The following is a 25,115-nucleotide window of genomic DNA, read 5'->3' on the forward strand; positions in this document are numbered from 1 at the left end:
TTTCTATTGGATGAACCTGAATTTTAGAGGTATTTCAACTGATTGATTATCAAAAAAAATCAGGTATAAATACTCATTGACATTGCACCTGACTCCAGCTACCTTGTTCTTATCAAATCTCCAAAACTACTGTTATGAAATCTACAGAAATATCTCCGTCACAACTTCTTACCCTTGAGAATACGGATCCTATCCAAATGGGATTTTGGGTTCCCAACCGAATTTGGGCCTCGGCCAAGTTCATGGCCCCGCTGAGGAAACACATTGAAAAAAAGCGAGCTGAAGGTACCCTCAAAGATTGGGTCCCTGTGATCGCCCAATTTCAAACCTGGCTTTTTAATACCACCGTCTTCTACCCTAAAACGCAATCCTGGCAAACTTATGCCTATGTATTGCAGGAAATGATTGATCAATCCAATGATTTTATGGCTCATCAGGACCAGGCCATTAGAGACGAAATTCTTGAGGATGGCGACACCATCTTCATACCGAATATGAACTACTTGCTAACCGCTCTCAATGAAATCATTACAACCTCCCCCTCCTTCAATAATACGGTGATGGTGGGTACGCCTATGAATGGCTTACTCGCCGTATCCATGGCTACAGAAGCCGGATTATTTCTGTTTCACAACGAACCTTTTAACCAACAGCTCAAACTTATTCTCAATACCTGGAATGCCTTTCTAAAAAGCCCTGACTCCCTCGATAAACTGGACATCAACGATCCTGAAAAACCGGGTTCCTGGATTTCTCAGGCAGCGTGGGCCGCAGGTGTATGGGATCAAATGGTACATGACCCGAACTTACCGGGTTATGGCTTTGACTCCTGGAATTCCTTTTTTATCCGAAAATTTGTTCCTGGAGCTCGTCCTTTTCAGGGTACTTCCGAGGTCGTGGATATCGGTTGCGAAACCACTCCCTGGCAATACTCAGACAACTTGAAATACCACACTCCTTACTGGATTAAAGATGTGGATTACTCCCTCATTGACATCTTTGGACGTCAGGAAGAATGGGCTTCACTGTTCGTAGGCGGTCAATCTTATCAAGGGTTTCTTTCCGCCACCCATTACCACCGATGGAATTCTCCTATCGATGGGGAAATTGTACGATCCTGGGTACAGCCGGGTACCTACTTTGCCCAGCGCCCTTTTCAGGGAGAAGATCCGGGAACCTGGGAAGGTACTGAATCCCAACCCTACCTGGCCAACATTGCCGCACGAGCCATCTTTATTTTCAAACATCCTCAATGTGGCTATATTGGCTTGATCTGTATCGGAATGGTGGAAGTGTCGACCTGTGTAATAGACTCCCCGTTCTTGGTGGATGAAGGAGCGACTCCGGTTGCCATTACCAAAGGTGAAGAGATCGGTCATTTTGAATTTGGAGGCTCCACGCACATGATGATTTTCCAGAAGGATAAAGTCAAACTTGAGGAATGGGCCATCCATGCAGTTGCCCATCGAAATGATAAAAAACCAACGAAAATGGGAACGGTTATCGCCAGGCCGGTTTAAGACACTTGTGCAGGACAATCACCTCAAACTAAACAACAAAAGACGCTCACATGGCCCAAGACCTGTGGGTGTTTTTTTTGAATAATACTCTAAATGTTATGACAACTGCTGCTCGGGCTTAACGAGGTCGAGTATCGTCTTTTCGATAGGAAATTTGAAGAAAGATCGTTTCATCCGGAAGTTGGCCAGCGTTTTGGGTACCAAACTCAAGGTATGCTTGCTATTGGCCATGCGGATGTAAAATTTTAATCGTTCTATTTCTTGTTTACGTTCTTCGGTAATCCAAGGCCCTGAATTTGACACATAGTCAAACTGACTCCATTCTTTCAGGCTATTAGGCATCTGGTAACCATTTCTCACCAATTCATCCGTTATCGGAGTACCTGGATAAGGCTTGTAATAGAAAATGACCGGTCGAAATTTCGGACTCATGTTATTGAGCTGAATCACAAAATTGACACTGTTTCTAAAGGCCTTTTCCGATTCTTCAGGAAAACCTACAATGAATGGGAACTGAATGGCCACACCCGCCTTTCTGCACTTTTCGGCGGTGTTGGTTACCTGCTCCATTTTGATGTCCTTTTTCAACCAATCCATCATTTCCTGACTTCCTGACTCTACTCCAACCAGAGCTCGGGCAAATCCTGATTTGGCCAGCAATTGAAAGTCTTCTTCTGAAAGTCGATCTCCTTGATCGGCACGCATGGTGGCGTTCCACTTGATGGAGATGTTGTTGTCGATCAATCCTTCGGCCATCCCCACTACCCTTTTGCGGTAGGTAAAGAAGGTTTCATCCTGAAAGTTGATGCTTTCAAATCCATACTTGTTTTGGTACTTGGTAATGGTTTGAACCATACGCTCGCTACTAATGGCCGAAAACTTACGTCCAAAGACATAGGGGTCTGCGCAAAAGGTACAGCGGTAGAAACACCCGATGGAAGTGATGTAGTCAAATTGACGGTACCCCTTTTTCTCGAAGTACTTTTCTACATCGATAAGCTCGTAATCCGCTTCGGGCAGTTCGTCCATATTGGAAATAGCACGAGGAGCATTTTGGACAATCTGTCCTTCCTCCCGGTAGCAAATGCCCTTTACATCCTTGAGCGAGGATTTGGAGACAAAAGAGTCGACCAACTCCTGAAAGGTGATTTCACCTTGTCCCTGCACCGTAATATCGATAGAGGGTTCCTCTTCGAGCGGCTGTTTGGGAAACAGAGAAGTGTGCCATCCGCCCCAAATGGTGGGAATGTCCGGGCATTTCTCCTTAACCATTCGAGTCACCTTTAAAGCATCTTGAATGGGCTTACCCGTAAGCACCGTTACGCCAAAGCAAACAGCACCTTCGATGTTTTCAAGAACCGTTTGGCCTCCATCGCAAAGTCGTCCATCGATGATGACGATCTCGTATTTTTCCTTGTCAAAACAGGACCCTAAAGCAATTAATGCCAAGGGCATGTCATAGAAAACCGCCTCTGGGTTGTAGAGTACAATTTTGTGCTTTTGATTCTTTTCCAAAGTCTCTTGTGATGCGGGCTCTAAAGTAATTAATATCGGGTAGCCTTTTACGCAGTATGGAGGGAAGCTTAGTCAACGGAAGGTTTAACTCGTTTACCAGATTCGTTTCCTATTAAAAATTAAGCGCAGGGATGGCCCCTTGAATATCCGGATGATTTTGAGTTGAACAGGTATATCTGTCTGAATTTCATTTTGGTTAAATCTACTCTGGTCACTCCGGTTGGTGTCAAAATACTTTTACCCTCTTCATTTACCCTTAAACTTTTCAATGATGAAACAGACCTTTACTTTTTTTCTGGTGTTCGTTTTGTTCGGCACCACCCAAGCCCAGGATTACAGTACCTGGATTACTGATGACTGGGAAATACTCAAAGACAAAAGCCTTAAAGAGATCGTTTTACCCGGCTCCCATGATGCGGGGATGTCGGTGTTGACGCATAGTACAGCATTTTCAACTTCCTGCAATACTCAAACCCAAGTACTCTCTATCAAGGATCAACTTAATGCAGGAGTCCGTTATTTTGATTTAAGGCCAGTCATCTACAACGATACACTCGTTGACTCTGTAGTTTTTCAATGGTATCTGGGTCATTTTGATATTGAATATGATACGATCGCATGGGTAATACCCATTGAAGTTGCAGAGGGGTCAGCAGGTGAATCGTTGGACACCGCTTTAAATGCAATTGCCAACTTCATAAAAGACAACCGGGAGCCGGTCATTCTTGAATTATCTCATTACTACTATACGTATAAGGAGATTGGAATTTACCATTTGGATGATGCTAATTTCACCGACACAATTTCGCTACAATACCCCTACGGAAGCACTCTTTCCTTTGGCCATGGAAGTCAAAAATTTATGGGTTTATTGGATAAAATTGAGCATTATTTTCCTGAACAACTTCGAATTCATAGCCATCCGGATAGCGTTTTCACCACCGCACTTGAAGAGCTCCTTCCACCCAATTTGGGACAGGCAATTATCATATTTGATGATATTGATACATCTAACCCCAAAAAGGGGATTTACTCCAGTATGGATTTGAACATTTATAATAATTACTCTAATTCCGATGATTTAACTTTCATGGTAAATGATCAGGTTCAAAAATTTCGAGATAATGCGCATTCAGACTCCTCGCATCTATTTTTACTTTCTTGGACAATAACCATGTCTCCTACGGATGCTGCCTTAGGTGTTGCATGTATAAATAGTATTTTAGACTTTGCCTATTGGGCCGATGAAATTCTTGATGATTCCTTGGAGGAACTTTTTGATCAGCACATTGTCCGTCCCGGGAAGGTTCCTAATATTATTCTCACCGATTCTTGTACGTCTTTCACCACGGAGGCATGTATTCACCTCAACCAACTTTTGCACAAAAAAGAACATGTTAGACTTAGAGAAATCCATCCAAATCCCAGCAAGAGTCAAAAAAGGGAATTAGTAACCGAATTGAACCAATTTCCTTTTATCGAATTAACTAATGACGATAGTCTGGCCATTAATTTAAAAGGCTGGAAGGTCAAGGTAAATGACACCGTGGTTCATACTTTTTCGTCCGAATCAAAGCTTCTGCCAGGGCAGGCCTTAATCGTTTCTGAAAACTTGAATAAGGACTATAAAATTCCCCAATGCGCTAAAGTGGTTGAGGTAAGCTCTGGTAGTTTTCAATTTAATCAGGCATCGGACGACCTAGTGATTTACAACAACCTGGACCGAGCTGTGGATCGCTACCGGTATACGGTATCCGATACTTCCATTCACGCCTCATTTGCCCGTCCTCATGGGGTTGATACCTTTGCTCTACACAACTCACTTGGAAATGGTGATGCTTCACCTGGACTGGACGAACAACAGCAGCCCTATCTCCAAAATTGCGCTCCACTGGAAGTTTCAGAGGATAAGGGTCTTTCTCCTTCACCCATCGTTGTATTTCCAAATCCCGTAAAAAAGGGGGAATCTATCCGGCTAACTATCCCTCAGAACAACAAAAGATCCTACGTTGTAGAAATCTATGGCCTCAATGGTTCTCTACTGCTCAAACGGGTTTTGAAAGGAAACTCCAACGAAATTGACCTCAGAAATTTAGCATCTGGAATGTATGTATTGAAATGGAACAACGGATTGCAACAAGGAGGCCAACGGCTGTTGATCACCAATTGATCATCCGATTTAGAATGTTCAAAAGCCCGTCTTTGAAATTTCGAGACGGGCTTTTATTTAGACCATAATCCCGTTTAAAAATAAATTCACAGGAAAATGCTAACTTTAATCGAGTGAAACCAATATCAGTAGCCTTTGTATTTCTTCTTGCTCTGACCCTGTTTGCTCAATGTAAAAAGGAGGAGGAAACTAACCCTGAATGTAGTTCAGAGGTATTGGATAGAAAGTCTTCCTTCTTTGGAAATTTTCAGCGAACCTATAACAGTGTTTCCTCTCAAGAGGCCATCGGGCCGGTTTCGGTTCACTATTGCGGCACAAGCGTAAAAGTAAGGGTTGACACCTTCGATCTTATCCAATTACACGATATGGACAGCAGCAAAAAAAGGTTGTTCTACACCCTCATTTTTGGTCCATACGAGGGACTTGATGACTATGAATTTGGCCTTTTAAGACCCTTTGACAGCGTTCGTTTTCCGGTATCCGCCATCGATATACACATGGCCGATTCCATGATTTTTAATGATCGAAATTACATCGATCCCGATCAAAAAGCTTGGGTAATCCGACACAAATCCTACACCGAATTTCAATTCGAAAAACGCCTACGAGGTTCACGGGAAGAAGAGGAATTCCACTCCTTAATGGTCCAGTCCAATTACCCATTTTTCTAAAAAAAAGCCTTTCCCCTGGGATAAGAGAAAGGCTTCCTAATTGATTATTGGCATCCATTAATTACTCCAAAATTTCAACGGATTTGGTAGAGCTCCAGGATTTGAACTCATTGGTGTAGTACAAATAGGCCGAACTGGGACTGCTTTCATAAGTTCCCGGCACTTCGGTTTTTAAATCCAGGCGAATGGTTCTTTTCTCCCCAGGTGTCATTCCACGGTAGTAGCACAATAACTGGTTGCCACGAATTTCATAATAATCAAAAGTTTCGGCCTTCATCAATTCTTTCAGTTGCCAGGGCTGTAGGGAAAATCCGCCGGGTATCCCAATGATACACATCGTTGATGGAATACCCTCACTGGTGGTGTTCTCCAAAACCGTAGTTAAACGAGCTGTTTCTCCCAACTTCACCTGATCCTCGCTCCAGGAACTGGTCACTTTTACCTTACAGGTTTGGGCTGAAATTGGAGTTTGTGAAGTGGTGTAATCCACTGACAGTGTATAAGGCAAAGCCGAATTGGTCTCAGAAAACTTCACTTGAACCACCGATTGTGGTTTTAAATGACGGGCAAATCCATCCAACACAATGGCTTCCTGTGATCCCTTATCGTAGTGAACCGAACCCCGCTTTACGCCATCTACAAATACGGAAACAGTTCCGCTGGACGGCATCATCCGAGCTTGTTTGGAATAAGCCGTCAAAGCTTTAAGGGCCAAAATGGTAGCCTGAGTTGAGCCGAAACCTCCAGTACCTGAGCGACTATTAGTCAAGAATTTAACGGCTTTGGATAGTTTTTGTGCATCGTAGTGATCGGACTTCAGCATAGCTAAAACAGCCAGTGCTGTGGTCTCTACTTCGAGCGATTTACCCGTGGAATAAGTAATCGAATGAGTTTTACCCATAAACTGACCATCTGGCTTTTGCTGACCCATCAATTGATCAAGCGTATTTTGTGCTTTCTGATTTTGATTCAGGTTAAACAAACAGCTTGCACTCATAGCTAACAAGTATGGATCGTTGGATTGCAGGGCTTGATTGTTTGCCGTTTGAGCTTCGAAGGCAATCCGGTTTTCTCCAGACTCGGAAAGAGCATACACGATATAACCATTAAGCACCTCGTTGCTGATTTGTCCATAGTTGTGCAAGGCATAAGAGTTACGATGAAATCCTCCCTGGCCATCTTTTTTCGCCAGTAACCAATTCTGGGTACGTTCCATCATTCTTTGATCCACTCCCTGGTAAACCTCCATCATATCGTGAAACTGCATCAAGCCATAAGCCGTCAATCCTTCGTGACCCGGCGCTTTGCCAAACCATTCGTAACCCTTGCTCGAGGTCTCAAATCCAACCAATCGCTTATACCCACGATCAATCAATCCATTGGCCCGAGCTGTTACCTTTTCATTATCAATGCCCGATTCCTGCATGTATTTCATAACCATGATGTTGGGATAGCTGGTAGCCGATGTTTGCTCGAAACAGCCATTGGGTTCTCTTAAAATCGATTCTACCCCAGTCATGATATCGGCCATGAGCGACGGATAAAGCGTTACACTTGCTTGAACGGATCCTTTTTCAACTGCTTTTAAATCCAATTGATGGGCAGCAATCATTTCCTGACCTGAGAAGGATTGATTTACCGGAATACCCCGAGGTTTAACGGTGAGTTGCTGCTCTATTCCATCCTGGTAATCAGCGGAGGAAAACTGAATGGCCAGTTGTCCTTTGGCTACCGGCTCCTCGCATACCAGATGAGCCCAAGTAACCTGAACTCCAGGATCCAGCACTTTTTTAGCACTTGGTTTCTTCACCCATTTTAATCCAGATGGAATATCCACTTTCAATTGACCGAAGAGTTCTCCTTCTGTATTGTTCGCCAAAACCACTGGAATTTTCAGCGTATCGCCTACCAAAACTTCCAGGGGCAATCGGGCTTTAACAGAAAGTGGTATTTGGGTGCTGTACAGCTTCGTTTTTCTGCCCACGGTTCCATTCTGACCTATCCCTTCGGTGGTAATTCTGAAAGAAGAAACATCATCGTTGTTGTAAAAGGAGATCTCAGCCTTTCCGGATTCATCCACTTCCACCAAGCCATTCCAATAAATCGTAGATCGAAAATCGTTTCGCTGGAAGGCCGACGAGTTGGTCAAATCCAGATTCTCATAGCTCGGTGCTTGAAATTGGCGAGCCTGCATCAAGGTTTCCTGAATATGTTGAGGCAAACGAGCATTCCCATGAACCGGGCGTTGAATCTCCTGCTTAAATCTACCCTTACGATTTTTGAGATCCAAAAAGTTCACTTCTTTACGCTCTTCGTCCATTTGATCTGCTACACCGAGTAAAGCCTTTTCTTCTACTATATCATCCTCAAATTCAATCATTTCCTCAACCGCAAACTCCTTGACTTCAAGTTCATCCATACCTACAAAATTGGCCGCTACAAAGTGCACATTTGAGGCACCACTGGCCAAAACATCTAATTGGACTTGAGGCACTTCAGAAGCAACTACAGCCTTGTTCACTTGATTGGCCAGTCCTACTTGGTTGTTCCAATTAATAGCATTGCCGTTAAAATCTTGGAAGACTTGATAATTCACTTGAGCATTGTTGCCGCACAACACGTTTTTATGATTGGCCTGTTGGGCTTCAAATAGTTGGTTGCGCTTAATCTCCAGATCCATTTGTACCGTATCCAGTTGAGCTCTTAGAATGGGATCGTGAATTTCTCCAGACCAAACGCCACCAAATCGATTCAAATGCTGGATTTCGCTCCATTCAAATCTTCTCCATCCAGCCGTCATCATCAGGTAGTCCATTTTTTGAAGCGATTCTTTATCGGTGCGGAAGTAGGCTTGGGGCTCTTCCACTTTTTCACGTAGTTCATATTCCAACAGTAGATTGGACAAGATGTGCGCCGAACGATCATCCGAAAAAGACAGCAGCTGATCATCCACCACGGCCATAGACAAGCTCGCTGCTACCGGATTTCCCTGGTCATCTTTTACCTGGATACTGGCCGTTACTTTTTCTCTGGGCAGATAAACTTCTTTGTCGGTTTGAATATCAATGTCTAACTGCTTATCCCGGCTAGCAAAAACGAGGCGCTCTGCTACCGGCAATTCATGGCGATTAAACAAAGTAATTCTAGCCACTCCCATAGGAACATTGTGAGTGGGAATAGTAACCAAATTGGCGCCCTGATCCAGATCCAGGGTATCTCCATAATACAGTTGATCACGAACGGTAAGAACCAAGTACCCACCCGTAGCGGAGTTGCTCCGAATTTTGAGTCGAATGTTGTTTTCGCTCACCGAAGACACCTGCAACGCCATGTTTTTGTTGGAAACCCCTGGTAGCGGAAATCTTTGTTGAATGAAATCAGGATTGGTAATTTCTACGTGGTAAGATTGGCCATATTCGGGCATTAGGTTAAAGTGTCCCATACCGTGATGAAAGCTCTTAAAGGTGTCCAGCACTTCCTGGGTAACGCTATTGACCACTCTACCCGAAATATCCATCGGTTTACCCTTGCTGTTGCTGGCCTTAAAGGCTACCCTGCTGGTAAATCCATTGATCAAATCTCCCCCTTCAGGAAATAGCCTTAGGCTCAAATCATCTTTGTGGTAAGGAATCGCCCGGGAAATGGACTCATTCAATCCATTGTAAAGGATCTCAGCATTCACCAATCCATCCGTCACTGGTACGTTTTCGGGAAGCGTAAATTTAATTTGGGCCTTCCCGGTTTGTCCGGTTACCCCTCTTTTTTGGAACACAATTTCCTGGTTGAGTTTTACATCCACCTTGTACTCTTGACCCATCAATGGCCCTTTGTGACTTGATTTTAGCTCCAGTTTCAACTCAACTTCTTCACCGGGGCTATATCCCTTTCGATCGAAGTCAAGTTTCATTTTCAGTTCTGGCGGATTAACGTCCTGAACATGCAATTCCTTTTCAAACAAAAAAGGAGTTCCTTCCTGGTTTTGAAGGTTGGTATAGGTTTTCACTTTGTAAGCGCCACCCGGAGCATCATTCTCCAGCTTAAAATCTCCCAGCGCCCGACCATCCTTGGTCTCCACTCTTTTCTTGACCACCGCTTTTCCATTAGGGGCAATCAGTTCCACATGAAGGACATCGCTCCTATCGGAGGCTGAAAAATCCGAACCATTTAATAAGTACACGCTAAACCAGATATCCTCGCCAGGTTGGTACATGGTTTTGTCAAAATGCAAGTAGACTTTATCCTCTGGAAACTCCTGGCTCTTGAGATCCAATTTTTCCATGAGTGTATTGATAAAGGTAAATTCAGAAGGGTCTGGCGTACTGGGAATAAATGCTCCCAGAGCAAACAAACTGGTAAAGGCCAAAAGACGAATGGCAACGGGTAAAAAAGAAGATGATTTCATAATTCACGGCTTTGATATTATTCAAATGTAGCCGTGCTCTTAGGGCGCATCAAGGCAAACTGGGTGTAGTGACTTTTCCACTACGTAAAGTGGTCAATTGACTCGGCCGCTTAAAAATTGGCAGATACTAGAGAGGGGAATTTCTCGTACTTTAGGAATGAAACGAAGGCCGAATCCTTACTTTTCATTATTTTTAGCTTACCTAAACCCCATCATGCAAACCAGATTTCCCATACCCCCTCTTTTGAATCACCTCATTTGGTTCATTCTGATTTTTTCAGGATTCTCCGGATTCAGTCAGGATCGAATATTCCTGGCCAATGGTGAAAAGGTAACCGGAACCTTTATCGGGCGAGAGAAAGGGATGGTCTATTACCTGGAGTCAGGCTCTTCAGACACCGTAAAAATGGCCAAACAAGATGTGGCCTTGGTGATCTACCAATCGGGAGACTACAAAATCTTCAATGAAGACTACCGCCCTATAATCGGTCAGGAAAGAATCCAAAAGGAGGAAAAAGAATGGAATCAGACACCTAAAAACCTGGTAAAAGCCAACCTCTTTCTGCTTCTGGCTCAAACCGCAGAAATCACTTACCAAAGACGATTGACCAACCATCTGGCCATCGAATTTCCTGTTACTTACGGATGGGGTTGGAAGCAAGCCCAAGCCAATGAGTTTGATATTCGAAAAAGGTTTGCAGTGGGTGCCACGATGCTGGTCTATCCGATTAAAAAGCCCAATGCCCTTATTCAGTTCTTTACCGGGCCAGGTATTGAAGTAGGTAACATCTCCTTTAGCGATACCTACCTAACCAATTTCCACGATAAGTCGGGACGAATCGGAGTGTTCCCTTCTCCTCAAAATTCGAACTACCTCAACCTCAATGTAAGAGCCGGAATTATGATCCGAATGAATCCATGGATGTCCATTGGCGCAGAAGCCGCTCCGGGCCTAAGAATCTATTTCTGGCAAGAAGAATTCAACACCTGGTCATTAAGTCATAACCTCAACCTAATTGTTCATTTTTAAGATGGAAAAGTGGATTTGCATACTCGTCTTTTTAACCACAGGATTATCCTGCTTTGGCCAAGACACGATCTATCTTCGAGACAAGAAACATAAACCCATTTACTGTCATATTCAGGATACCAATGCCTTCTACATCCGATTCAAAAAAATGAATAAACCCGATGGCAGAACCTATTCTGTAACCACTGATGATGTTTTGGTTATTGCCGACGACAACGGCCATTCCTGGTACGTAATTAAAGGAAGACGCCCGTATTCCTATAAGCGTTATGACAGGGAGCAATACCTCAAAAGACGAGAGGAAAAAAAGGCCCAAAAAAGACAAGAGAAAGATTCGGAGTTTGTGGAACCTTAACCTTTCTATCGTAATTCCATATGCTTGAATGTACAATGCCCATCAGCAAAATTTCTTAATTTGGGCTTGAACTAAACTGTTGGAAGCGCCACTCTCGGCATTCAATAGAACATTTTAAATTACCGATGTGACCTAATTGGATTGAAGATTCTGCATCAATTCGTCGATTACTTTTTGATAAGATGGGACGTCGTCACAAGTAAATATGAACCTATAAATCCATTTAAAATGAACGCTATCATTGACCTCGAAACCTTAGAAATTGGAGATGGCCGTAATCCTTTCAACGAAATCATGGCCAAAGTTGAGAGACTAAGCCTTGAAGGATCCTTGAAAGGGAACAAAGAAGAAATTGAAAAGACAATTTTATTTATTGAAAGAAAATATCAGGATTTCTCAGAAAAAGATGCGAGTAAATCAAAGGTGATATATCAAGCAATAAGTGCCAGTTTAACAATATTCGAAAAAGATGGATCGCAGATAAAAAACTCTCTCAATGAGGACATAAAAAGTATAAAAAATCTAGTTTTAAATTTATCCTCAAAAGAGCATATCAACCTTAGCTCTCTCCTATTAAGCAATCATTTAAACTATAATAATGTTGATAAAAAGACATTCACTACCGAGGCGCTTAAAATAGCTTACCATAAAGTGCTTAGCAGTATCGAAGAGCCTGAAAATGAAACCCTTGAATGGATTTTTGAATTGAATTTTGATGTTGATATAAATGAAAGACACAAACCTCTTGAATTTATTCATCTTTTCATCGAATCGCTTAATACAATTGAAGGTGTCCGAATTACATTAGAAGACATCAAAATCGGTTCAATTAAGGTTAAATTAAAGGCTGTTTTTGATGACGTTTCAAGCAAAGATGAAGTTAAGGAAATATTGAATTCGACTGTAAAAGCAGCAAAAGATAAGCTCGAAAAGGATTTCAATGAATCGGAGAAATTTCGAACTGAGGCTACCAAGAATCAGGTAGACACAAATATTCGAAAAGAAGAGCTACTGGAAAAACAATCACCTGAATACAAGAAAATTAAACAATACGAGCAAGAATCTTTGAAACTAGATGTTGAAAGAAAGTATATTGAAAATCAGGAGAGAAAACTTGACTATTTCATCAAAAGAAAAAATCTTCTTAGGGAGCTAATTTCAGAGGGCTTAATAGATCAAAAGGATTTTGAGATGTTGATCAATGGTATTTCATTATTTAAATTAATGGACGGCAGGCTTACCCTTGGTGAAGACATAGACATTATCGACGGTTTATAGCAATAACTCAAGAATTTCTCCCGCGGCTTCATATGTTTAAACCATTGAATACCTGGAATAATCAAAAAAAAGAGCCGATCAAATGACCGGCTCTTCCGCGAATGGATGGGACCCAATAATGGTGGTCTTTCTCCTAGGCTAGCGGATAATGAGTTTTTCAGTTTGCTGGTGCCCGTTTTGGGTAACCTTACACAGGTAATAACCAGCAGGGAACTCACTGATATCAATTTGGGTGCGGTGACCCTCAAATGAATCCTGGAACACCACTTGACCTTCGAGGTTCATGACTACCACCTGGGCCGGTCCATCATAGCTACCATTGAGGCTAATAATCAACCGATCGTCTGCGGGATTAGGAAACAGTGAGAATTGGTCAGTCTCTTGCTTCTGAGCCAATTCTTCACTGTTAAGAGCCCCATCATAACTCATTTTCATTTCAGAGATAAACGATCCTCCAAAGGTTTGTGACGGGGTCCACTCCTGCTGATCACGTTCGCTTAGGCTTTTGGACCACTGAAGTTCTTGTTCATGCAATACTTTCATCTGAGCAATTTCATCGTTGTTAAGAGAGATGAAACCACCATTTTTCTGCGCATTACGAATCGCAATTCCATACACTTCCATGTGGTTTTCGTAGAGTTCTTTGTCCATTTCTTCCAGCGTGCATTTGCTTGGGATAGCGCGTAGAATGTCGGCAGCCTTATTCCAATTTCCCTCGTACATGGCTAAATCAACCTGACGAAATTGATCGGTTGGGTGAGCACCATTGGCTCTTGATAGCACATACTCTTCGTAGGTGCGGGTATCTTCGTTTAAGTCATCCAATCCATCGATCATGGTGGTAGCTCCTCCGCCTCCGCCAGTACCCAAATCTGGGATATCGGGAGTGGGGCAGTATCCAACCATTACAGCTGGTGGGAGACCAATTCCATACACAGTCGTTGGAGGAGCTGCTCCGGAAACGCCTGAGGCCACAGCATAATCGTAAACGATAGAGCCTCCTGGGGTAGTCACATAGATGTCATACAGAAAAGCATTGTTGAACTTGTTGAACAAGTCCACTAAACCCAGGGTGTTGGTTCCATATTGATCTGGGTCCATGGCCGCAATGCCCAACACCGTTTGCTGTGCATAGATGTGGTAATTGTTGTTGGAAAATGTGTTGCATGAAAACTTAAGTCTTGGATTTTCGGCCAAGGCATGAATTCCTCTTACCCAATGTTGAAAGTCATTTTTGCTCACCATTTCTGCGGTGTTACCCGTATGAGCGATGATCAATCCGGTGGAACCATCTGAAATGTTTCCTTCAAATCGGTTGTTGGTTACCGTATAGCCATGGGAATGATCCAATTTAACTCCATAGCCCTGGGGGTCAACGATTTCGTTGTAGTGAATCTGAATGTCTTCACAATGGTTTAAGTCAAAGGCATAGAACTTATTCTGAACGCAAAGCGAATGGGTGATGCTACTTTTGGATACCGTGTGCCAACGAACGCCACCACGGGTACGGAAGGATGATGGATCATTAACGGTACCGGTGACGCGCAAACCAGAACAGCGATAAGCGCTAAAAGCATAGATACCATTTACAGCTGCTCCTACTTCTAAGAAAGAAGAAGATTCCACCCTCACCGTATTCACAAATTGGGCTTCAATATGCATGTCTGAAGCATCCAAATCGGTAACGAAACCACAATGCTCGAAACGACTCTCATTGTTGCGGATAGGTCCTGCTGGGTTTACCAATCTAACGCCTAATACATTATTCATAAAATCGGTTTTGAGCGCTACAATTTTTTGTGCTCGGGCTACCGTAGAAGATTGCATATCCACTCCAATGACCGCTTGCTGAATAGTCGATTGACTGGCCAAAACGGCAGTAGGAACCGGACCGGTTAAATTGGTATTACCATCCACTTTAATCCCCTTCCACAAGGCCGTCGACGAAGCCGATTTGAGGTTGGCATAAAAGAGCTTAAGCTGTCCTCCTTCCTTTACATGGATGCAAGCACCAGGCTGAAAAGGAAGAGTAGTAGACATAATGGTTAGAGTAGCACCAGGATTAACGATCACCCCATAGGTAAGAGCTAAAGGTGGTACACTACCAGCCGTCCAGGTTTGAGCACCATATACATTTACAGCGCCAATGCCCGGAGTGCACTGGGCAGATATTTCGTTCCAGGATCCTCCTGAAAGCAATAGAATTCCCGAGAGCAGGAATACATGAATTAGGTTTTTCATAAAATAGCGTTAAGGGTTTCAAGAAGATCGACTCGGCGAAGAAGACCCTCCTTCTGATTTATTGAATTTATTCCGGGATCAAACATTCCCAAAAAGCATGGAATCGAGTTCACCCGTTCGCGTGAATTCCGGGGTTCACGCAGCAAAATCACCTATTTAGGTGAAGGACCCAACCTCCCTTGTTTAGGCCGGTTCACCCTCCATGAACGAGGGAAGCAAACACCCGTGTTGAGGAGTCGCCGCCAAAACACAAAAAGGGAAATCGCCTACCCTTTGTGGAATTCAAAATCAGGGTCACGGAATATTAATTAGGTTCGTAATCTGGGATTCATGGGGTCGGATTTCCATTCGTTCACCGCGCTTAATCGAATTGTAAAACTCAAATTGCCTAAAGAGTACTTTATGCCTTTTGTCGCCAAAAAGTGGATTAAAAAACTGTTCTTTTTTCTGGTATTCTCCTGCCTCCTTCTTCCGGATGGTGGAGCTCAATCTACGGAGTCGCTGGACCGAGATTTCACTGAATTTGCCAAAACCCTTCGCCAATCATCAGTGGTAAAGAAAAATCAAATTCTAAGGCTTCACCTAGAACTGCAACAAAAGCTCGAAGACGCTACCTATGGGAAAGATATTACTCCCGAGGAAGCCAACGACTTTCAAGTGAGAGGCTACGAGTTACTTGGCCGGTGGTACCTCGACCAATCCAAATTGCCTCTGGCAGTGGAGCAATATCGGGCCGCTCTTCAAGTGATGCGCACACCAGCTTCTCAAAAAGAAGCTGAATGCCTGCATGGCCTATTTTCTGCCTATCACCAGATGGGCTTGAGGGATTCGCTCCCCCACCTTGTCGGTCGGGTTGAGGACCATTTGGGTGCTACTCCTTCAGATCGGGCCCAGGCCATTGACCGCATTACCCTGGGTTCTTACTTCGTTGTAAATGGAGAGGTAGACAGCGCCTTATTTCAGTTTCAACAGGCCTGGAATTCACTGGAAACCGACGAATTGACTTTTTGGAAAGCCTATTGTGCTCGCATGTTGGCCATACGTTATGAAAAAATAGGTAATGTAGAAGAGTCTATTCAATTCTACGATCGTTCATTAGAGCTGTATCGGGAATCCGGTGATATGATTAACGAAACCAAAACCCTGCTGGAAATTGGAGGACTCTATACCCACCAAAAAAGAAACGACATTGCCCTCAAGTATTTTGGGGAAGCCGAAGAGAGGAATAAACAATTACAAAACGTAGAAATACAAGCCAAAATCTACCATCGTAAGGCTTTTCTGTATTCCCATGAAAAGAACCATCAGGAGAGTCTGCTATACCACCAAAAGTCACTGCAGCTCATCCAAAAACATCAGATGGGACCCTGGGTAGCCTCGATGACCTATTCCAACATTGCGGGTCAGTTTACTCATTTAAATCAGCTGGATTCAGCCATGTTTTATTTCGAACAAGCCTTAACGGCCGGAGATCGAACGGGTTATCCCACTTTTTATGCCATGACCCTACACCTCAAGGGAAGGTTGCACCGAAGGCTAAAGGAATACCCACTGGCTGTGCAAAACATGGAAGATGCCTTGAACATTTACCGGGATCTGCAGTACCTCCAGCACATGGAAAATGTGAGCCGGGAATTGTCTGACCTCTTGCACGAGATGGGAGACGCCGATCGGGCTTTTGAAATGCTCAAATTCTCCAATCAACTGAAGGACAGCTTATCTGAAAGTGAGATCGAAAAGGTATTGGTTGAAAAAGGCAAGCAGGAGGAGTTAGAAATATCTGAAAAGAAGATTCAGGAATTGGGTCAAATGAAATGGATGGAACGCTATGTCTTTTTGATTCTGGCTCTGGTCTTAATCAGCGCTGTGGCTTTGGCCTATTGGCGAATGAAAAGCCTGAAAGAAAAAAGAAAAAAAGAGGCTGCCGCAGCCGAGGCCGAAATTCATGCCTATCAGGAGAAATTGGATGATTTGCAACACCAGGTTAATGAGATGCTTACTCAATCTAAAAAAGCGGATAGCCCTTCCCTAAATCTGGACCACTTGAATCGCTACCTAAAAACGCCTTTAACCTCCCGGGAACGCGATGTACTAACCCAATTAGCATTGGGAAAAAGTAACGTTGAAATTGCCCAAGAACTTTTCGTTTCCACCAATACGGTAGGTACCCATTTAAAGAATATCTATTCGAAACTGGAAGTAAACAATCGGGTACAGGCCGTAAAAGTGGCCACCGGTATTTCCGAAGTTGGTGCCGCGTAAAGAATCGTCCAAAAACGGATTTACCCCAGTCCTTATCTGCTTAGTGCTTGGATGAAAACAGCTTCTCAACGCCAACACCGCGCTCCAATAATCGGTATGGGTTACTAAGTAAAACCTAACCGTCGGAACTTATTTCTGGATCATTGAATTTACCGACGTCCACGGGAAACGTGAGATGCTGAAAGGACATTTGAGTTTGCTATAAACCATATCGCTGCATCTTTCCCCTCCAGATTATTGGTTCCCATGGGAAAACAAGTTTAACTTTCCATCGTCAAATTCGCTTTACTCCAAAATGACTGTAAAGAATCTTTCCTCCTCCTCTATCGACAATATTCTCGACTGCTTTTTGGAGGCGTTTGAAAACTACTTTGTTTCACTGCCCACCGACAAAGCGTTTTATAAACAACGATGGAAAGCTGCCGGAGTCAATTTCGATTGCTCCTACGGCATGTTTGATGGTGAAAAACTGGTTGGATTTATCATCCACGCCATAGATCGAAGGAATGGGAAACTAACCGCCTTTAATACGGGTACCGGAGTCATTCCGGCTTACCGGGGCCAAAGAATTGTCGCTTCCATTTATACGCATGCCCTAAAAGACTTGGCGCAACAGGGTATTGAGCATAGCGTGTTGGAGGTCATTACTAAAAACGAAATCGCCATTAAACTCTATGAGGCTATAGGGTTCAAAAAGTGCAAAGAGTTTCAGTGTTTCCAGGGTACAATTGACCTGGATTATCCCATCGAACCGGAGCTAAAGGAAGTCCCCTTGTCAGAAGTTAAATGGGACCATCTCCCCCATCAGGAATTCTATTCCTGGGACAATCAAAAAGAATCGATTGTAAAAGGGAACTACCGCTTTTTCGAAGTAATTCATAAGGGTAAAGTAGAGTCCTTTTTTATCATCAACCCCGCACTTCATTACCTGTCCCAATTGGACTTGTTGTCCACAGACCACGAAGCCTGGAATAGACTCTTTAAGGGAATTCAGCATTTTTCTGATACGATGAAGGTAAACAATGTGGACACCAGGCTAACAGACAAAAAAGCGGCACTTCTCGCCATTGGATTAACCAACACCGTTGACCAGTACGAGATGGAAATGGAAATAAAACTATGACCACAGACCTCATCGAAATAGACGGCTTTATTGTCCTGATCGATACCACCGACGCACTCGAGGCGGAGATAACCCGGTGTCAGCTCGAAGATGATGTGATTGGAATCACCTTTTATGGTTCTGGTTCCGTCGAAATGGAAGTTACCTATGGATCATCGACGCAGTTGTTAAGCAGTAAAAAAGGAAAGGCTTTTTCCTTCTTTGGCGCTCAGGGTGTGCAGTTCGCACATCGCATTTTTCAAGCCGAACCCTTGCGAAACATCAGTATTTTTTCGACGATCGAAAACATCCAAAAACTGCCCGTTCATGAGAAGGAGTTGTATGCCTCCCAGTTAGCGGGTTTGTTATCCTCCTCCCAGGATTTCGCAGTGGGGCCACAGATTTTAATGACCCCGGAAATGCAGACAGCCATTACCAAAATTTTCGAAACCCAGTTTCGAGATACCACGCGGTTATTGTTCCTAAAAAGTCAGGTAATTGAGTTGTTATCTCATTACTTCGCTCAAGCTACCTCACCTCAGTCCGAAACTGAAATCATTGCTGATGACGAACGTAAAAAAGTTATTCAGGCAGAAGAAATAATGGTTCAAAACCTGGATCAACCTCCTACCCTAAATGAACTCTCCAAATTGATCGGAATGAACAGCGGCAAGCTGCAAAAGAACTTCAAGCAGATCTTTGGTGTACCCGTTTTCAAGTACCTTCAAAATCAACGCTTACAGAAAGCGCATCAACTACTGAGTCAAAAGGAGATGTCTGTACAGGAAGTGGCTTGGTTTGTTGGCTACGAAAGCCTGAGTTCTTTCTCCAACGTCTTTTTCAAAAAATACGGCTTTCGTCCCAGCGAGCTTTCTAAGTAGATTTTTGGAACAAATCAAAGATCGTTTCAAACAAGTAGTTCCCCTCCCATCCCATCACATTTGTAGCTGAATATTTATTAAATCTTTATACAAATGAAAACTTCAGTTATCGTAAAAGTATTCCTCATTTTGACCGCCATTGTGGGACTCTATGTCGGAATCAACCTGGTCTTTTTTCCCATTGCATTGCAAGCTCAAAACAACATCATTCTGGAGGGTAACATCAGTTTGCTCAGTGAAACCCGGGCACCTGGCACCGCCATTCTATCAGCCAGCATTCTTATCTTGATCGGCGCATTCCGAGCCAGTTGGCATTACTTAGCCCTACTAATTACCGCTCTATTTTTTATGTCTTACGGATTGGGACGGGTGTTCAGCTATTTCGTCGATGGTCGACCAGCTGATGGTCTATTCTATGCCATGTTTTTGGAATTGGTTTTTGGGATAGGAGCTTTGATTTTGATGCGTAGAGTTTCAAGTCAACTACCTGCATAGCTTCGACACTTGCAGAACTCCGGAAGAATCAATTTGTTCTATTAATTATTTCCTCTGAGCTCATTTTGTGTATTTTGGGTGAATAGCCAAATTCCTGATTTAATAGAGCATTACAACAATAACACAACGGATGATAAAACCGTATAGAGCAGAAGATCATAAGAAGTTGATCGCGGTTTTCAAACTCAACGTTCCCAAGTACTTTGACGAAAAGGAAACCCATGATTTCGAGCAATATTTGGCTCAAAATGGAGACACCTATTTTACGTATTGGCAAGAGCAAGAAATTGTAGGTGGTACAGGTTATTATGTAAATGAATCAGAGAAAAGCGGAAGCATTACCTGGATATTCTTTGCTCCCGAGCATACCAGAAAAGGACTTGGTCGCGCGGCAGTAAAACATTGCCTTAGCCTATTAGCCAAAGACGAACGGGTGAAAAAACACAGAGTAACTACCTCTCAATTGGCCCATAAGTTTTTCGAGCAATTTGGGTTTAAAACGATTCGAATGGAAAAGGACTATTGGGGAATTGGGTTAGATCTTTACGAGATGGAAATGTTTAAACCATGAAAAATCAGATTCTAAAATACCTCTCCAAATACACGGAGATCAACGAAGAATTGGAGACTGCGATTTCAGAATGCACATTTATTAAGAGTTTTGAAAAAGGAAGTACTTTACTCAAAGAAGGATCTTATTCAAACGAATGCTATTTCATACTGAAGGGCTGCATCCGGAGTTACTACCTTAAGGATGGCGAAGAAATAACGACGGAATTTTATACCGAAGAACAATCTGTTGTGCCTTCAAATTTTGGAAAATCTACCCCGTCCAATTGCTATTTAGAATGCATAGAAGATACCCTGGTAAGTATTGGAAATCCTGAATTAGAACAGGAGTCATTCAAAAAGTACCCGGCCTTGGAGTCCCTTTCAAGAGTTATTGCGGAGACCATCATTATAGGCCAGCGTGAGTCATTTTCTCGGTACAAAACATCCACACCTGAAGATCGTTATTTGGATCTATTGAAAAACAGACCAGACCTCATCCAAAGAGTACCTCAACATCAAATCGCCAGTTACCTGGGAATAAAACCCGAATCCCTGAGTCGCATTAGAAAAAGGATAGTGAGTAAAAGAGTGATTACTTAACCAGAGTCAATGGATTAGGAAAAATGGGCCTCTACTTTTGGCCCATGAGCTACAACGATAGACAAATTGCAAGAGTTGCGGGAGGATTGATCATCCTGGGAATAATATCTGGTCTCCTGAGTATAGTTCCCTCTGTAGAAAAGGCTAATTTCCTCGAAGAAGTGTACCCTAACCGGAATCAGGTTTACACGGGTGCCTTGTTTCAATTCTTTTTAGTACCGATCTATGTTGGGTTCTCTCTTCTTCTCCACTCCGTTCTGAGGCATTATGATAAGACCCTTTCGGCCGGGTTTGTTGGGTTTCGATTCATGGCGGCCGCATTTCAACTTATTGGAGTCATTTTGCTTCCTCTTTTTGTGCTTTTGAGCCAAGAATATTTAGAATCCGACACCATGAATCCTGCCCTTTGCGTGAGCCTCGGAAAATTCCTAAGATTATCCCGGGATTTGACCAATCACCTAGGAGTGATACTGGCAACCGGGTTGGGGAACCTCCTATTATACTGGCTATTGTACAAGGAGAAATTAGTTCCCAAATGGCTATCTCTCTGGGGCTTTTTAGGAAATGGAATGATATTATTGGCCAGTATCCTTATCCTATTCCAATCCATTGAAGTTGTTTCCACTGAGTATGGACTCCTGTCAGCTCCGCTTGTTATTCAGGAAATAGTATTGGCCATTTGGTTGTTGACCAGGGGGATCCAGGTAAAAGGCTTTAGAGAATAGCCCTTACTAAGTATGATCTTCTACTTCGATTGAACCAATCTCGCCAATACTAAGAAATCGATCAATCCAACAAGCAAAGAAATTCCAGGATATACGGAGGTGTAGTTTTGTATCTAATCTCGACCGTTGCAGAAGATATTCAGTAAAATCATTGGTCCTTTGAGTTAGCTCTTATTGTGTATCCCAAGAGGGATAGTTTAAACTCTTTTGCTGAGGAACTAAAAGAACTATTTACCTCGTTTTAAGATAGATAGAATTAAAATCAGGTAGAAATACGTGTAGCTACTTTTAAATTAAGTTGCACCTTAAGGGTACAAAAATTATAGGCCTTTATCCTTAAACTACATGCTATGAAACCTTGCCTCTACTCCACTGTGACACTCCTAATTCTGGCCTGTTTGGCTTGCAAGAAAGATGCAGAAGAAGTGCCTGTTGCAACCCCTACAACCAACCAATCCGTACTCGGAAATCAAGCACCAGATACACTTTTCACCTTTGCCTTTGTGGGTTGCAACCGAGTAAGCGACGGCGATCATTCCAACCACTCCACCGCTAATGTGAATGTACTGAGAAGAATTTTTAACGACATTTCTGAAGAGTCTACACAACCCAAAACCTTCTTTTTTTTAGGTGATATAGTTCGTTCGCTAAGTCGAAATCCCAGCACCATGGACAATCAGTTGTCTGCCTGGGTAGGCATGTACAATGATCCCAATTACAGCAAAATAACCAACTCTGGAATTGAGATGGTTGTTGTTCCCGGGAATCACGAAATGCTTTATTACAAAGATCGTGGAGACCCTGATCAAGACGAATGGCCCTGGTACGGAGCCTCTAAGATTTGGCTAAAGCACATGAGTCGTTTTATGCCTTCAGATAGAGATACGATCGCCGATACGAGTATCGTGCAAAAGATGACTTTTTCACTTATTCGTAATAGAGTTGGGTTTATCATTATGAATACCGATACCTACAACTCCCATGGAAGTCATGGTGAAGAAGGGCGAACCAATACGGATTGGGTAGCAGCTAAAATCAAAGAATACCAATCGAGCTCCGAGGTAGATCACGTTTTTGTACTCGGGCACAAGCCCTATTATGTAGACGATCAATTTAAAACAGGCCACAAAGGATTTGCCGATGGACCAGTGCTATGGCCAGAAATGCAATCTGGACATGTAGTAGCCTTTTTGGCGGCCCACAAGCACGACTATCAACGTTGGCAGCCTGAAAGTAGCGGTGGTACCTATCAAATTGTTGCCGGTCATGGAGGAAGCAGTGGGGCTGCTGAATTTTTCGGGTATACCCTGATCTATATCCTTAGTGATAACACCGTGCACCTGGTGACTAAAGGAGTAAAAAAAGGCTCGCCATTTACCGAGGATATGTCTGCTCATGAGAATAAGGTAAGAGATGAAGCTGTATTAACCTGGGAAAAGAATAAGAACACCTACCCCAATTGATGAGGTTATAAAAAAGCCCATCGCTTGGCCAAGGAGGCTTTTCTCGCAGAGTTATTGAGATTTATCATTGATCCCAGTCGTTGGTACAAGAGATAAAGCTATGGCCATTGGCCCTTTGAGCTGTTTTTGCCGTAAAGTCGGCTTTACGATTGCCAACACAGAAGTGGAGAAACAAAAGGGTATTTGATTTGTTTTCAAAGGGATAACGTCGCTCTTCCAATTTCTGATTACCCCAAAATGATTATTTTAGGTTGGATCTAAACTGTAAAAAGTTCGGGTTTCCTGACAAATCACAAGGGCTTAAAAAACTTGCAATTGCATTTTATTCAGATGGAAAAATAAGGACATGTCCCTATCCGATCGTTGTGCGTAATTAAAACAATAACAAATGAGAGAACTATTGAACCCGTTAATTCTAACAGTTTGCACATCGATTCTATTGATTGGTTGTGAGTCAGGAATTCAACAAGAACAGAAACAGGAAAATCCAGCAACAGAAATGGAAAAAACAGGGCAAATCAACAACCCGAATGAATGGAATCAATTAAAAGAGGTTGTGATTGGTAGATGGATAGTTGGGACATTTAACACGCCAACCATAGATACTTCCATGAAAAATCGATTTCCATATATCCCAGATGCCGCATGGGGTTATATGAAAGCAAGCGAAAACAAAAATTTATTCGAACTCTATCCTGAAGATGATCGAATGTATCACGAAGAACAAGAAGGATTGGTTTCCAAACTTGAAGAATTAGGAGTTAAAGTCAGAAGACCAGATCCGATGGAATTTAACGTAGTAGCCACCACTCAGTGTTACAGCCGAGACCCAATCATAACCATTGGAGACAAATTTATCATCACCAATATGAATTTTGAAGGAAGGCGTCAGGAAACGGCAAATTATCGAAGAATTGCTCTTGATCTAACCCAAAACTATAAAGGTGAAGTTATTTGTATGCCTGCCAATAAACCCGGCTACCCAGAAACCAATGTGTACTTAGAAGGTGGCGATGTATTTGTTGATGGAAAAGACGTGTATGTTGGATGCTCTGGAAATGCCTCAAACGATGCGGGAATAGAGTGGTTAAGGGAAACATTGGGAAATGAATATACGGTAACCAAAATTCCATTAGCACACCATGTTCTTCATTTAGATTGTGCCATGATGTTGATTAATGAGAAGCAAGGTGTAATATGTAAAAGTGATTTTATCGATTTTGAATCCGCGCCAAACAAATTAAAAAACAGAGAGTGGGTTGAGGTTGAACCCGAAAAGGCTCAAATTATGGCCACAAACGGAATAGTTGTGAACCCAACCACCGTTCTAATGATTGATCATTTTCCTGAAGTCATCAAACAGGTGGAAGCCATGGGAATCACAGTACATGCCATGCCCTTCAAGAAAGGAAACTATTTCGGAGGCGGTTTAAGATGCAGTTATCAACCGATTTCGAGAATATAATAACTCTATTCATCTCGGTTTGGTATCCCCTTGTTCGTCGTACTTTTCGACTATGACGAAGCTATTTCGTTTCAATGCGAGATCAATCTTTAAATTAAGGTATTGGTTATATCGCTTTGCTTTTGATCCCGGCCGTTTGTTAGAAATTCGCCTGTCATTGTTTGGAAAAAACTACTTTCAGTTTTGTTCTAAACCATGAAGGTTTGACGTCCGCATAAACCACAAAGAACTTATTTAGCACGCAACCACGATTCATTCAAAATGAAAAATAGAGACCTGTCTTTAGACAGTCGTTGTACGCAATTGCAATAATCAATGAAATTAAAGTAGAAAATTTTAAAGGTATTGCGATACCCAAAAAATTTCATCTTTATCGGAATTTCAGAAG

General features: G+C 42.7%; 18 protein-coding genes. 15 read left to right on the forward strand and 3 right to left on the reverse strand.

Annotation, left to right across the window (positions count from 1 at the left end; all coding sequences use genetic code 11):
- Positions 1–134 precede the first annotated feature (134 nt).
- The gene (locus tag KFE98_01410) at positions 135–1,520 is read left to right on the forward strand and encodes a phophatidylserine decarboxylase associated domain-containing protein (GenBank protein UTW62843.1); all 1,386 of its coding nucleotides are present in this window, start codon (positions 135–137) and stop codon (positions 1,518–1,520) included.
- Between the two features lie 96 nt (positions 1,521–1,616).
- Here the strand turns inward: KFE98_01410 and KFE98_01415 are convergent, their stop codons facing one another.
- Positions 1,617–3,035, reverse strand: a complete 1,419-nt coding sequence (locus KFE98_01415; GenBank protein ID UTW62844.1) for a B12-binding domain-containing radical SAM protein — start codon at positions 3,033–3,035, stop codon at positions 1,617–1,619.
- Between the two features lie 271 nt (positions 3,036–3,306).
- On the opposite strand from KFE98_01415, the gene KFE98_01420 reads away from it, so the two are divergent.
- On the forward strand, positions 3,307–5,205 hold the full coding sequence (locus KFE98_01420) for a lamin tail domain-containing protein (GenBank protein UTW62845.1): 1,899 nt from the start codon (positions 3,307–3,309) through the stop codon (positions 5,203–5,205).
- A gap of 113 nt (positions 5,206–5,318) precedes the next feature.
- Positions 5,319–5,876, forward strand: a complete 558-nt coding sequence (locus KFE98_01425) for a hypothetical protein (protein ID UTW62846.1) — start codon at positions 5,319–5,321, stop codon at positions 5,874–5,876.
- Positions 5,877–5,937: 61 nt separating this feature from the next.
- Here KFE98_01425 and KFE98_01430 read toward each other — a convergent pair whose 3' ends face one another.
- Positions 5,938–10,278 (reverse strand): hypothetical protein, encoded by a 4,341-nt coding sequence (locus KFE98_01430; GenBank protein ID UTW62847.1) that lies wholly within the window; start codon positions 10,276–10,278, stop codon positions 5,938–5,940.
- 214 nt (positions 10,279–10,492) lie between these two features.
- Between KFE98_01430 and KFE98_01435 the strand changes: the two genes are divergently transcribed.
- From KFE98_01435 to KFE98_01445, 3 genes are all read left to right on the forward strand, one after another.
- On the forward strand, positions 10,493–11,308 hold the full coding sequence (locus KFE98_01435; protein UTW62848.1) for a hypothetical protein: 816 nt from the start codon (positions 10,493–10,495) through the stop codon (positions 11,306–11,308).
- Position 11,309: 1 nt separating this feature from the next.
- Entirely contained in the window at positions 11,310–11,663 is a 354-nt protein-coding gene (locus KFE98_01440; GenBank protein UTW62849.1) for a hypothetical protein, read from the forward strand.
- A 228-nt stretch (positions 11,664–11,891) separates the two neighbouring features.
- Positions 11,892–12,941 (forward strand): hypothetical protein, encoded by a 1,050-nt coding sequence (locus KFE98_01445; protein UTW62850.1) that lies wholly within the window; start codon positions 11,892–11,894, stop codon positions 12,939–12,941.
- Positions 12,942–13,079: 138 nt separating this feature from the next.
- On the opposite strand, the gene KFE98_01450 is transcribed toward KFE98_01445, so the two are convergent.
- The gene (locus KFE98_01450) at positions 13,080–15,182 is read right to left on the reverse strand and encodes a T9SS type A sorting domain-containing protein (GenBank protein UTW62851.1); all 2,103 of its coding nucleotides are present in this window, start codon (positions 15,180–15,182) and stop codon (positions 13,080–13,082) included.
- Positions 15,183–16,838: 1,656 nt separating this feature from the next.
- Between KFE98_01450 and KFE98_01455 the strand changes: the two genes are divergently transcribed.
- From KFE98_01455 to KFE98_01495, 9 genes are all read left to right on the forward strand, one after another.
- Positions 16,839–17,444 carry a response regulator transcription factor gene (locus tag KFE98_01455; protein UTW64614.1) on the forward strand — a complete coding sequence of 202 codons (606 nt, stop codon included), beginning with the start codon at positions 16,839–16,841 and terminating at the stop codon, positions 17,442–17,444.
- Between the two features lie 295 nt (positions 17,445–17,739).
- A complete protein-coding gene (locus KFE98_01460; GenBank protein UTW62852.1) occupies positions 17,740–18,567 on the forward strand; it encodes a GNAT family N-acetyltransferase in 828 nt (275 codons plus the stop codon).
- Positions 18,564–19,427 carry a helix-turn-helix transcriptional regulator gene (locus KFE98_01465; GenBank protein ID UTW62853.1) on the forward strand — a complete coding sequence of 288 codons (864 nt, stop codon included), beginning with the start codon at positions 18,564–18,566 and terminating at the stop codon, positions 19,425–19,427. Before KFE98_01460 ends, KFE98_01465 begins: the two co-directional genes overlap by 4 nt.
- 93 nt (positions 19,428–19,520) lie before the next feature.
- Entirely contained in the window at positions 19,521–19,922 is a 402-nt protein-coding gene (locus tag KFE98_01470) for a DUF4345 domain-containing protein (GenBank protein UTW62854.1), read from the forward strand.
- A 130-nt stretch (positions 19,923–20,052) separates the two neighbouring features.
- Positions 20,053–20,493, forward strand: a complete 441-nt coding sequence (locus KFE98_01475) for a GNAT family N-acetyltransferase (protein ID UTW62855.1) — start codon at positions 20,053–20,055, stop codon at positions 20,491–20,493.
- Positions 20,490–21,074, forward strand: coding sequence for a Crp/Fnr family transcriptional regulator (locus KFE98_01480; GenBank protein ID UTW62856.1), 585 nt, complete (start codon positions 20,490–20,492; stop codon positions 21,072–21,074). Before KFE98_01475 ends, KFE98_01480 begins: the two co-directional genes overlap by 4 nt.
- Positions 21,075–21,118: 44 nt before the next feature.
- Positions 21,119–21,799, forward strand: coding sequence for a DUF4386 domain-containing protein (locus KFE98_01485; GenBank protein UTW62857.1), 681 nt, complete (start codon positions 21,119–21,121; stop codon positions 21,797–21,799).
- Positions 21,800–22,149: 350 nt separating this feature from the next.
- Complete coding sequence (locus KFE98_01490; GenBank protein ID UTW62858.1) at positions 22,150–23,262, forward strand: metallophosphoesterase; 1,113 nt, start codon at positions 22,150–22,152, stop codon at positions 23,260–23,262.
- Between the two features lie 388 nt (positions 23,263–23,650).
- A complete protein-coding gene (locus KFE98_01495; GenBank protein ID UTW62859.1) occupies positions 23,651–24,727 on the forward strand; it encodes a hypothetical protein in 1,077 nt (358 codons plus the stop codon).
- Positions 24,728–25,115 lie beyond the last annotated feature (388 nt).

It is taken from the genome of bacterium SCSIO 12741, assembly GCA_024398055.1.
GTDB lineage: Bacteria > Bacteroidota > Bacteroidia > Flavobacteriales_G > Salibacteraceae > SCSIO-12741.